Source organism: Planotetraspora silvatica, from assembly GCF_016863315.1.
In the GTDB taxonomy this organism is placed as follows: Bacteria; Actinomycetota; Actinomycetes; order Streptosporangiales; family Streptosporangiaceae; genus Planotetraspora; species Planotetraspora silvatica.
The window spans coordinates 22,461-34,726 of sequence record NZ_BOOQ01000056.1 but is presented as its reverse complement, the minus strand read 5'-3'; the positions used below and the strand labels follow the sequence as shown (position 1 = coordinate 34,726).

Sequence of the window (12,266 nt, the reverse complement as noted above, 5' to 3'; positions counted from 1 at the left end):
GCTCTCCGTTTTCGACCCCCTCCATGGCCGTCCTGTGTTGCGCGGCCATTGACGTCGGTTACTAAACGGTGTTTTTTGATTACACGTCGTACAGTTACGGACTTATGTGAATTTCCGTATCTCATGAGTTCTTTCAGGCTGAATCAAAAGCTGTCCGCTACCTTCTGATTGATCAGGAAGGACCACCCCAAATCGTGAGGCATCGGCATTACTCGCTTCTGGGTAGTCCCCGATGACCAGCGTCAGGCTGGAAGACCTGACGCCGGGCGCCGTCGTGGGCGGAGTGACGCCGACCGGTGACGTGTCCGTTGTCGCGGTCAAGTGGTATGGCTCGAACGCGGTCAACCTCACCTACCGCACCGACAGCGGCGTGGCCGACCAGCTTCTCTACCGCGACCACGAGCCCCAGCTTGTCCTGCGCGAGAAATCGGCCGCCTATGCCTTCGACGGCGACGGCGCGCTCTTCAAGCTGGCCGCCGAGGCACTGCGCATCCGTATGGCCGCGCGCTTCGACCCCATGCTCGCCGTCACCACGAGCGATCTCGAACCGCTGCCGCACCAGATCCAGGCGGTCTACGGCGAGTTGCTGGACCGGTCCCCGCTGCGCTTCGTTCTGGCCGACGACCCGGGCGCCGGAAAGACCATCATGGCCGGGCTCTACATCAAGGAGCTGATGCTCCGGGGCGACCTGGAACGTTGCATGATCGTCGCACCCGGCGGCCTGGTCGAGCAGTGGCAGGAGGAGCTGCTCGAGAAGTTCGGCCTGCGCTTCACGCTGCTCACCCGCCAGCTCGTCGAGGAGCAGCTCGACCAGAGCGCATTCGAGCGCCATCCTCTGCTGATCGCCCGGATGGATCAGCTCTCCCGCAGCGAGGAGTTGCAGGAGCAGCTCAGCCAGAGCGACTGGGACCTGGTCGTGGTCGACGAGGCGCACCGCATGTCCGCTCGCTACTTCGGCGAGGAGCTGAAGAAGACCAAGCGCTACCAGCTCGGGGAGCTCCTCGGCCGCCACGCCCGCCACCTGCTGCTGATGACCGCGACCCCGCACGCCGGCAGCGAGGCCGACTTCCAGCTCTTCATGGGCCTGCTCGACTCCGACCGGTTCGAGGGCAAATACCGTGAGGGCATCAGCTCGGCCGACACCGACGGCCTCATGCGGCGCATGGTGAAGGAAGACCTGCTCACCTTCGAAGGCAAGCCGCTGTTCCCCGAGCGCCGCGCCTACACCGTCCCCTACGAGCTGTCCGACGCCGAGCGTGAGCTCTACGAGGTCGTCACCGAATATGTCCGCGAGCAGATGGGCAAGGCCCAGCAGCTCGCCGCGCAAGGCGAGGGGCGCCGCGGCAACACGGTCGGCTTCGCGCTCACGGTCCTCCAGCGCCGCCTCGCCTCCAGCCCCGAGGCGATTCTCAAGTCGCTCGAACGCCGCCACAAGCGCCTCCAGCAGCTCCGCCACGAGCTGGCCACCGGCAGACACGAGCCGGATGGCCGCCTGAAGCTGCGCCTCGCCGTCCTGCTCGGCAAGGACGTCACCGAGCTGGACACCGAGCTCGACGACATGCCCAGCACCGACGTCGAGGAGCTCGAAGACGACGTGGTCGACGCCGCGACGACGGCGCAGACCATCGCCGAGCTCGACAAGGAGATCGGCATCCTCACCGACCTCGTCGAGGTTGCACGCCGGGTGCGAAACCTCGGCACCGACCGCAAATGGACCGAGCTGTCGGAGTTGCTGCAGAGCCACGCCCTGATCCGCGACACCGACGGCGGCCCACGCAAGCTGATCGTCTTCACCGAGCACAAGGACACGCTCGAATACCTCGTTGACCGCATCCGCGGTCTCATCGGCCGCGATGAAGCCGTGGTCGCGATCCACGGCGGCGTCTCCCGCGACCAGCGACGCCGCATCAAGGAGCTGTTCACCCAGGACAAGGCCTGTCAGGTCCTGGTCGCCACGGACGCGGCGGGGGAGGGACTGAACCTTCAGCGCGCCCATCTCATGGTGAACTACGACCTGCCGTGGAACCCGAACCGGATCGAGCAGCGCTTCGGCCGCATCCACCGCATCGGGCAGACCGAGGTTTGCCACCTGTGGAACCTCGTCGCCGCCGACACCCGCGAAGGCGCCGTATTCGTACGCATCCTCGACAAAATCGACGAGCAGCGCCGCGCGTACAAGGGGAAGGTCTTCGACGTCCTCGGCGAGGCGTTCCAGGGCGAGCCGCTGCGCAAGCTCCTCATGGAGGCCATCCAGTACGGCGACCGGCCGGAAGTCCGCGACCGGCTCAACCAGGTCATCGACTCCTCCGTCGGCGAGGGCCTGGACAAGCTGATGGCCGAGCGGTCGCTGGCGCATCACAAGCTCGACGAGAGCGACGTGGCCGCGTGGCGGCTGCGCATGGAGGAGGCCCGCGCCCGCCGCCTGCAGCCGCACTACGTCAAGGCGTTCTTCCTCGCGGCGTTCAAGCTGCTCGGCGGGCGCATCTCCGAGCGGGAGTCGGGCCGCTACGAGATCACGCATGTGCCGGGCGACCTGGTCGAGCACGACCGCCAGATCAGGGTGGGCGTCCCGGTCCTGCGGCGCTACGAGCGCGTCACGTTCGACCGAGACCTGGTGCGGCCCGCCGGCCGGCCCCGCGCCGACCTGCTCGCCCCCGGCCACCCGCTGCTCGACGCGGTGGTCTCGCTGGTCATCGAGCGGTACGGCACGCAGCTCAAACAGGGCGCGGTGCTGGTCGACAGGCGCGACGTGGGGGAAGAGCCGCACCTGCTGGTCGCGGTCTCCCAGGAGGTCGCTGACGGCGACGCACGCGTCATCGCCAAGCGCTTCGACTTCGTGGAGATCGGCCCAGCTTCGGCACGTACGGCCGGGGCCGCGCCGTACCTGGACTACGCGCCCGCGACCGAGCAGGAACGTGCCGCTGTCGGTGCGGTGCTGGGGGAGGACTGGCTGGCCGGCGGGGTGGAGGACGTCGCGGTCGCTTGGGCCGTCGAGCACGGACTCGCCACGTTCATCGGCGAGCTTCGCGAGCGCCTCGCCGCCCAGACCGCGCGCACTCGCTCTCTGGTACGGCAGCGCCTCCTCCAGGAGATCAACTACTGGGACACCCGGCATGCCGACCTGCTCGACGCCGAGCTGGCAGGCAAGGTGCTGAAGATCCGGCCGGAGACCGCCGAGAAACGCGCACGGGCGCTGGAGGCCCGGCTGGAGCGCCGGATGGCCGACCTCGACCAGGCCCAGCTTCTGCAGGTCAAAGCACCGACGGTGGCCGGGGCCGCGCTGGTCGTGCCGCAGGGTCTGCTGGACCGGCTGATGGGCCTGCGTACCGGCCCGGTGGAGGCGTACGCGCGTGAGACGGCTGCCGTGGAGCGCCGTGCGGTCGAGCGCGTGCTGGCCGAGGAGCGCAAGCTCGGCCGGCTTCCGGAGGAGATGCCGCACAGCAACCCCGGCTTCGACGTCCGGTCTCGGACCGTCGACGACCACTGGATCTTCATCGAAATTAAAGGCCGTGTAAACGGCGCGCCGGACTTCCACGTCACACGCACGGAAGTCCTGACAGGTAAGAACTCGGGCTCCAACTTCCGGCTTGCGCTCGTAAGTGTGCATCCGGACGGAGCGAAGCGTGACGAGGTGCGGTACGTCGCCGATCCCTTCAGGGATGTTGATTTCGGCGATTTCTCCGCAACCGACCTGGTTGGCGACTGGAACAAGGAATGGGCACGAGGAGGAGCACCGGTATGAGCAGTGGGACCGGATCGAACGGCACCCCCCGCAAGAAGCTGATCGAGGTCGCGCTGCCGCTGGAGGAGATCAACAAGCAGTCGGCTCGTGAGAAGTCGATCAGGCATGGCCACCCGTCCACGCTCCACCTGTGGTGGGCTCGCCGCCCGCTGGCTGCCTGCAGGGCTGTGCTCTTCGCACAACTCGTGGACGACCCGTCCTCGCGTCCGGACGAGTTCCCTTCTGATGAAGACGTGCTCCTAGAGCGCAAGAGGCTCTTCAACATCATCGAGCGACTGGTCGACTGGGACAACGTCAATGACAAGGCGTTGTACGAAGAGGCCCACGCCGAAATCATGAAGTCCTGCGAGGGAAACCCGCCGCCCATCCTCGACCCGTTCGCGGGTGGCGGCTCGATCCCGCTGGAAGCCCAGCGGCTCGGCCTGGAGGCTCATGCCTCCGACTTGAACCCGGTCCCGGTCCTTATCAACAAGGCCCTCATCGAGATCCCCCCGAAGTGGGCGGGGCAGCCGCCGGTGTTCCCCGGGGCTGCCGAATCGCGGATGGGTGACTGGCCTGGAGCGACGGGCCTTGCCGAGGACGTTCGTCGCTACGGTCAGTGGATGCGTGACGAGACGGAGAAGCGCATCGGTCACCTTTACCCGAAGGCGAAGCTGGAGGATGGCACCGAAGCTAACGTCATCGCCTGGATCTGGGCACGTACGGTCACATGCCCTAACCCAGCTTGTGGTGGCACCATGCCGCTGGTCCACTCCTTCTGGCTTGGAAAGAAGAAGGGCAAGGAGCGCTACGTTGAACCGGTCGTGGAAGGCAAGCGTGTACGTTTCGAAATCCGCGGCCCTAAGGGACAGCCTCGGGAAGGAGTTGTTGGCCGTAACGGTGGCGTGTGCATGATTTGCAACACCCCGGTTCCGCTAACCTATATCCGCGCTGAGGGCAAAGCAGGGCGGATGGACGCTCAGCTTATGGCCATTGCCGCTGAAGGCCCTCGGATGCGCTACTACCTGGCCCCAACTGACGAGCATGAGCAGGTCGCTAAGGTCGAACGGCCAAACGATGTGCCCGATGGAGAGCTTCCGGATCAAGCTCTCGGTTTTCGTGTGCAGGGCTACGGGATGACCGAGTGGGCAGACCTGTTCACCAACCGTCAACTCGTCATGCTTACTACTCTCAATAGCCTCGTTGGTGAGGCTCGGCAAAATATTCTTGCTGATGCCCTTGCTGCGGAGATTCCCCATGGCGATTCCCTCGTTCATGGAGGAACCGGTGCGGTAGCTTATGCTGACTCCGCTGCTCTATATCTGGCATTAGCTGCAAGTAAAGCTGCTGTATTTCATTGCACACAGGCTCGTTGGCGGCCTGATGCTGACAAGAGCGCCCAGGCGTTTGGCCGACAGGCAATCCCAATGGTTTGGGACTTCGCGGAAGTCTCTCCATATGCCGGAGCAGGCGGGGATTGGTCGGGCATCATCGATGGGGTTTGCAAGGTTCTCGGGGGCGTACCTGGACTCGGTCTGGCCGTCGCTTCTCAGTGGGATGCCACCAAAAGAGACTACTCAAATGTCATTATATCGACTGATCCGCCATACTATGACAATGTTGCGTATGCGGATCTCTCTGACTTCTTCTACGTCTGGTTGCGTCGCTCGCTTGGGGACGTCTTCTCTGACCTGCTCGGAACACTCCTGACACCAAAATCAGGAGAGCTCGTTGCGGATCAGTATCGGCGAGGCGGTAAAGAACAGGCTACTCAATTCTTCGAGGAAGGATTCCGGCAGGTCTTTAGCAGCATTCGGCGAGAGGCCATTGTTCTCTACCCAACGACAGTCTTTTATGCATTCAAACAGGCAGAGAGTGATGACGTTGGCGAGGCGTCAACTGGCTGGGAGACCCTGCTGGAGGGAATGATTCGTTCTGGCTGGGCGATTACGGCCACGTGGCCTATGCGGACCGAGATGGCAACACGTATGCGTGGCATGGTCAGCAACGCGCTCGCTTCATCGGTTGTTCTTGCGTGTCGGCCTCGCCCGGAAGATGCGGGCGTAATCGACCGACGAGCGTTGATCAACACGCTTAAAGCGGAGCTCCCCGGTGCGTTAAAGGAAGTGCAGCAGGGTGGGATCGCTCCGGTGGACTTAGCGCAGGCGGCGATTGGACCCGGGATGGCGGTATTTTCTCGCTATGCCCGGGTGACCGAATCGGATGGCTCTCCGATGAGCGTGCGGGCGGCGCTAATCCTGATCAACCAGATCCTGGCTGAGGTGCTTTCTGAGCAGGAGGGCGACTTCGATTCGGACACCCGATTCTGCATCAAGTGGTTTGAGACCCACGGCTTCGACGAGGGCAAGTACGGACAGGCTGAGACGCTGTCCAAGGCCTTGGACACTTCCGTGGCGGGGCTTGACCGCTCTGGCGTGCTCAAGGCACGAGCTGGGATCGTGCAGCTCTTGAGTCCCGGCGAATTGCCCGAAACCTACGACCCGTTGGCCGATGATCGGATCTCGGTCTGGGAAGTGGCCATGCACCTAGCTAAGCGACTCGACGAGCAGGGCATCGAGGCTGCCGGGCAGCTGATGGCCGCCGCCAAGAGCCGGGTCGACCTCGACACAGCCAAGGAGCTTGCCTATCTGCTCTTCTCGATCTGCGAGCGGCGCAACTGGGCCCAAACCGCTCTGCTCTTCAACGGGCTCGGCTCGGCTTGGTCGGAGATCGAGAAGGCGTCCCGCACCGCCGTACCAATCATGAACACGCAGCAGACCCTCGACCTTACCCCCGAAGAGGACTGACCACGATGGCACTCAGCAACAGGGACAGGATCGGCCGCGGGCTGGAAGTCCTCGGGGCGGGGCTGGAGCCCTTCGTCGACATGATGATGGACATGGCCATGCCCGGCAGTAAGGACTGGGTGGAGGTCCTTCAGGCGCGGGACGCGGCGAAGCACGGGACGAACAAGGTCTACGAGAAGACCGACGTGCGGTTCCTGCTGCGGGTCATCGTCGAGGAGTGGCGAGTCTTCAAGGACCGGCTTTCGCGGGTGGAGCAGAATTTCGCCGGCGAGCTGAAAGAGGTCGGCAACAAGTGGGCGCACACCAAGCCGTTCTCCGCTGACGACACCTACCGGGGCCTCGACACGATGGAGCGGCTGCTGACCGCCGTCGGTGCGATGGATCGGGCGGAGGAGGTGCGCAAGCTGCGGCTGGACCACCAGCGCAGCCTTTACGACAGCGAGACCCGTAAGGCCTCCAGTGCCGTCACATCCATGCCCACGATCGAAGCCAACGGGTTGAAGCCGTGGCGGGAGATCATCAACCCGCACCCGGATGTGGCCGCGGGCAAGCTGGACGCCGCCGAGTTCGCCGCCGACCTGCACATGGTGTCGATCGGGGAGAGCAGCAGCGAGGAGTACACCGACCCGGTCCAGTTCTTCCGCCGTACGTACCTCACCGAGGGTCTGCAGGATCTCCTTCGAAAGGCAGTCGCCCGGGTCGGCGGCGACATGAACGCCACCCCGGTCTGGAACCTGCAGACCAACTTCGGCGGCGGCAAGACCCACTCGATGCTGGCGTTGTGGCACATGTTCTCCGGCACGCCGATGCACGAGTTCCCGCAGGAGGTCGTCGACCTGCTGGGGGACATCGACACCAGCGCGGTCGGTGGGAAAGTCAACCGGGCCGCGCTCGTCGGCAACCACATCGACCCGGCGGCGGGCAAGGTCAAGAACGACGGCACACATGCCCACACCCTCTGGGGAGAGCTGGCCTGGCAACTCGGTGGCCGTGAGGCGTACGAGATGGTCAGAGTCGCCGACGAGGCGCACACCAACCCGGGGGACGCGCTACGCGAGGTCATCGCGCGCTATTCACCGTGTCTGATCCTCATCGATGAGTGGGTCGCCTACGCCCGGCAGCTCTACGGGCGCGATGACCTCCCCGCCGGGACCTTCGACACCCAGTTCACGTTCGCGCAGACCATCTCCGAGCAGGTCAAGGCCGTTCCGGGCGCGCTGCTCGTCGTCTCCATCCCCGCCTCGAGCCACGGTGAGACGGAGGACGCGATCATGGGTAGCGCACTCGAGGTTGGTGGCGTCAACGGCCAGGCAGCGCTGGACCGCTTGCAGAACGTGATCCGACGCGTTGCGCAGCAGTGGCAGCCGGCCCGGGCGCATGAGTCGTTTGAGATCGTACGGCGGCGGCTGTTCGAGGAGCCCGATGCCAGGGCCAAGGCCGAGATCGGGGCGATCGCCAAGCAGTTCTGGAAGTTCTACAACGACCACAAGGGCGAGTTCCCCCGGGAGTGCTCGGAGACGTCGTACGAGCAGCGAATCGCCAATGCCTACCCCATCCACCCTGAGCTGTTCGACCGCCTGTATGAGGACTGGTCGACCCTGGACCGGTTCCAGCGGACCCGTGGCGTGCTGCGGCTGATGAGCACAGTGATCCACAAGCTCTGGGTGGCGCAGGACGCCGGGCCGCTGATCATGCCGGGGTCGGTCCCGCTGAACGACCCGGCGGTGGCGAGCGAGCTCACGCAGTACCTCCAGGACAACTGGAAGACCGTGCTCGAGACCGACGTCGACAGCGAGACGGCGACCCCCGTGCAGATCGACAAGGAGCGCACCGTCTTCGGCAAGCGCGCCCTGACGCGGCGCCTCGCCAGGACGCTGTTCCTCGGGGCCGCACCGACGCTGACCAAACAGCACAAGGGCGTCGAACAGCAGAACCTCTGGCTCGGCGTGGCCATCCCCGGCGACGTCGTCGGCAACTTCGGCTCCGCGCTGCACGTCCTCACCGACCGAGCGACCTTCGTCTACGTGGACGGCGCGCGCTACTGGTTCGACACACAGGCCTCGGTCACCCGCACAGCCAAGGACTACGGCGAGAGGCTGTACCAGGAGGACGTGTGGCTCGAGATCGTCACGCGGCTGCGCACCAAGGAGCCCAAGGTCCGCAGCGATTTCGCGGCCGTGCACGTCACGGATGACAGCCAGGATGTGCCCGACACAGGCGACGCTCGGCTGGTGATTTTGCATCCGAAGTTCGTGCACGCCAAGGGAGACGACAAGTCCTCGGCCCGTGTCTTCGCACAGAACGTGCTGGACACGCGGGGATCCTCGCAGCGGATCAACCGGAACATGCTCGTCTTCCTGGCCGGCGACGCCAAGCGGATGGAGGAGCTCGGCCAAGCCGTACGGGATTACCTCGCCTGGGACAACATCTCCGGTCGTACCGAGGAGCTGGACCTGGGGGCTCAGCAGATCAAGCAGGTCGAGACCCGGCGTTCCAACGCCGACCAGGCCGTGGACCTGCGGATCAGGGAGACCTACTTCTGGGCGTTCCTGCCCGACCAGCAGCCGGGTGCCCACATCACCTGGCAGACGGAGAAGGCCGACGGCAGCAAGGATCGACTGGCCGAGCGGGTGAGCGCCAAGCTTCGACAGCGCGACGCGCTCCGGACCGTCCAGGCTGCCTCCGTCATCAGGGGAAACCTGGACGGGCCGCTTGCCAGCGTCTGGGAAAGGGGCCACATCTCCGTCGAGGAGCTGTGGAGCTACTACTGCCGGTACCCGTATCTGCCACGGCTGCGCGACCGGGTCGTGCTCGACAGCGGCATTCTCGCCGGGCTGGACGAGTTCGACTGGGAGGCCACCGGCTTCGCCCTCGCCACAGGCCACGACGGCACGCGATTCGAGGGCTTGGCCGTGCCGCCGACAGGCCGGTTCGGGCAGATCACGGACGGCACGATGCTTGTCAGGCCTGACTTGGCGATCGCCCAGCGGGAGGCAGAGCAAGTGCCGGCCGGCGGAGGTGCCGGAGGGGCCGGTGGCGGTAATGCGGGCGGCGGGGACGGCTCAGGCAGCGGCGGTAGTGAGGGGCAGACCGGCGGGTCCGCCGGCCAGACGGGCGGCGGCCAGCCGGGTGGCGGAGACGTCACGCCGCCTGGTCCGAAGAACGTCCGTTTCTTCGGCGCGGTCAAGCTCAACCCCGAGCTGCCGCAGAAAAGCTTCACCAAGATCTACACCGAGCTCGTCCAGCACCTGAGCGCGGTCGACGGTGTTGAGCTGGAGCTGGCAATCGAGATCAGGGCAAAGCGGGCCGACGGCTTCCCCGAGGACAAGGTCCGCATCGTTTCCGAGAACGCCAAGGTCCTGAAGTTCGACCAGTTCGGCTTCGAGGATCGGTGAACTGGCACGGGCCGGCGTCGACCGGCCCGTGTCCGATCGCCTATACCCGTCTAGCGCCGCAACCGGCACGTTGAGACCCGACCTTCGTGAGGATGAATGGTGCAAGACACTCGCCGGGTGCAAACCGCAGTGCTCGGCAGCCCCGACTCCGATCGCCCCCTGTCGCTGCCGACCGAGCGCAAGGAAGCGGAAGCGTACCTGTCCAGGTACCGAGGGCGAAAGTTCTACTGCGGTGTACTGATCGGCGGCTGCGGTTGGCGGCTGATGGACAAGCTCTACGGTGACCGGGTCTGTCACTTCGCGCATTTCCCCGACACCAAGGGGACGGCCCCCGAATGCGAGCGCCGTTACCTCGGCGCCGACAGTGCCGACCACCTCTTCATCCATCGAGGTCTGAGCTCGGGCCTGACCGAGCGACCCCGATTCGAGGGACGGCTCGAGGCTGGACGGTGCATGGATCTGCTCGTCCGTCGTCGTCAGACCAAGTCCGCCATCAAGGTCCAGTTCGTCAACCTTTCTCCCGATGAATGGGAGCAACAGGACGACGTGCTGCGCGCCCAGTTCGAGCACGTCGACTGGATGCTTGGGCCCACCGCGACCAGGACCAGCAAGTATCTGCTTGAGCGTGACGGCTATGCGCTGCGGGTCCGATGCGAGGAGGGGAAGGGGGCCGCACGCGTCGTCAAGGTCGGCACGGAGACCAGCGACGGCGACCTTCAGTGGAGCAGCCTCGACGACTGCGAGATCACCGCGAAGGGAGTCGTGACACCACTTCTGCGCAAGGTTCGGGCCAGCCGGCGACCTCCCGCCGGAACGACGACGGCAGCTCTCCCGGGATTCCCGTTGGCGGTCAAGGACATCATCGTCCGCCCACAAGAACCGCTCACCAGGCCAATTTCGGGGCCACGAATCCCGCCCAACTCCCACGTCGCCACGGTTGACGTCATCATCGGCGATGGTGAGCCGATCAACGCCCGCATCATGGTTCCCGGCCGCCTGGATCTCGCAGTTGGTCAGCCGTACTCCCTGGTCGAGCCCGCGTCGGTCGACGCTGGGATCTGGCAGGGACAGCTCTCGCCAGTCTGGACCATCTTCAGCGCCGGGCTGGTCCAGCATCAGTCAACCGAGGTGTCGACGCCCGTTCCAACGCAGGTGACGGCACCGGGCTCCCTTCCGTCGGCTCCGGTCGCGAAGGCGGATGCGAACAAGAGCATCGAGCAGGATGTCCGAGACAATTGCCTTCTGCTCGCGAAGCGTATCCAGACGGCCATGGGGGCCATGAACCTGCCGGAAGTGCAGCGAGCGATCGACAGTTACAGGAAGACCTTGGCGCGGGTGTCCGTGCATAATTCGAGCTTCGAACATCAGGTCCAGTTTCTCCGAGCGAGCGAGATGTGGTTGAGGGAGGCCCGTGCGCGAACGGCCCGTCTCGCCCCCCAGGAGACGCCGGTAGTGGCGGCCAGGCCTGTCAAGGCGCACCAGGTTTCGAAGAACAATGAGCTGGAGAGCTCTGGACCGGGGCCAGAGGAGCGGCTCCGTCGCAGCATGCTGAAGCTCATCGCCGATCTGAGGCTGGCGAGCGGAAAAGGTGACCACTGCGGCATCGTTAAGCTGCTCGAATCCAATGCCGCCATCCTCGCCGAGGCTGCATCGCATCCAAAGCTCCGGAAACACTTTGCCAAGATCGAGGCGTTCCGCCAGCCCGCGCTCGTGCGAGCTGACTCCTCGAGAAAGCCCGACTGGGCACTCGTGGACAAGTGCGCATCTCTTAACAAGGTGATAAATCGAGCTAAATCATCGTCGAACGCGCGAGAGGTGCAGAACGCGACAGACGAACTCCGTCGTCTGCTGACTTCGCCTGCCAACCAGGATCTCGACCTTCGCTATGAGCTTCGGCTGCTCGCGGAACACGAGAAGTGGTTGAACGCCAGGCAAAAACGTGCAGTTGAGGTGAGCTCGGCTAGGGGCGCCGCGCCAAAACCTGATCGGACATCTCCTCGGCAGTCCAGTGTGAGGCTGCAGGAGATCGTCGATCAGTTGCAGCAAGCCGAACTGGCCGGGAACATCGCAGTGGCACGGACACTGCTCAGCGAGGGCACGCACCTTCTCATGAAAGAGGAGGGAGGTGGCGCGAACTCCAACGAGCGTCAGCAGCTCGAACGGAGCGCGCAGTGGCTTGCCGAGGTCTCCCAGATGTCCGATGGCGCTGAACCTGCAGGGACAGCGTCATGAGCGCCCAGCCGGTGAAGAAGGTCGGCGCTACCGAGCTGCTCGACCTAGGTGAGCAGGCTTGGTCGCGGCGGCTACGCGGGTCGTCCTGGGCGTGTGAGGTGGACGTGTCAC

Annotated in this window: 4 protein-coding genes; all 4 read left to right on the top strand. The window is 64.9% G+C overall.

What is annotated here, in order from left to right:
• Nucleotides 1-232: 232 nt before the first annotated feature.
• The 4 genes from Psi02_RS35605 to Psi02_RS35590 all read left to right on the top strand — a co-directional run bounded on the left by Psi02_RS35605 (nt 233) and on the right by Psi02_RS35590 (nt 12,155).
• Nucleotides 233-3,742, top strand: a complete 3,510-nt coding sequence (locus Psi02_RS35605; RefSeq protein WP_203980272.1) for a helicase-related protein — start codon at nt 233-235, stop codon at nt 3,740-3,742.
• On the top strand, nt 3,739-6,528 hold the full coding sequence (locus tag Psi02_RS35600; RefSeq protein WP_203980271.1) for a DUF1156 domain-containing protein: 2,790 nt from the start codon (nt 3,739-3,741) through the stop codon (nt 6,526-6,528). The genes Psi02_RS35605 and Psi02_RS35600 overlap by 4 nt, the downstream gene beginning before the upstream one ends.
• A gap of 5 nt (nt 6,529-6,533) precedes the next feature.
• Nucleotides 6,534-9,923, top strand: coding sequence for a Swt1 family HEPN domain-containing protein (locus Psi02_RS35595; RefSeq protein WP_203980270.1), 3,390 nt, complete (start codon nt 6,534-6,536; stop codon nt 9,921-9,923).
• 96 nt (nt 9,924-10,019) lie between these two features.
• Nucleotides 10,020-12,155 carry a competence protein CoiA family protein gene (locus Psi02_RS35590; protein ID WP_203980269.1) on the top strand — a complete coding sequence of 712 codons (2,136 nt, stop codon included), beginning with the start codon at nt 10,020-10,022 and terminating at the stop codon, nt 12,153-12,155.
• Nucleotides 12,156-12,266: the final 111 nt, after the last annotated feature.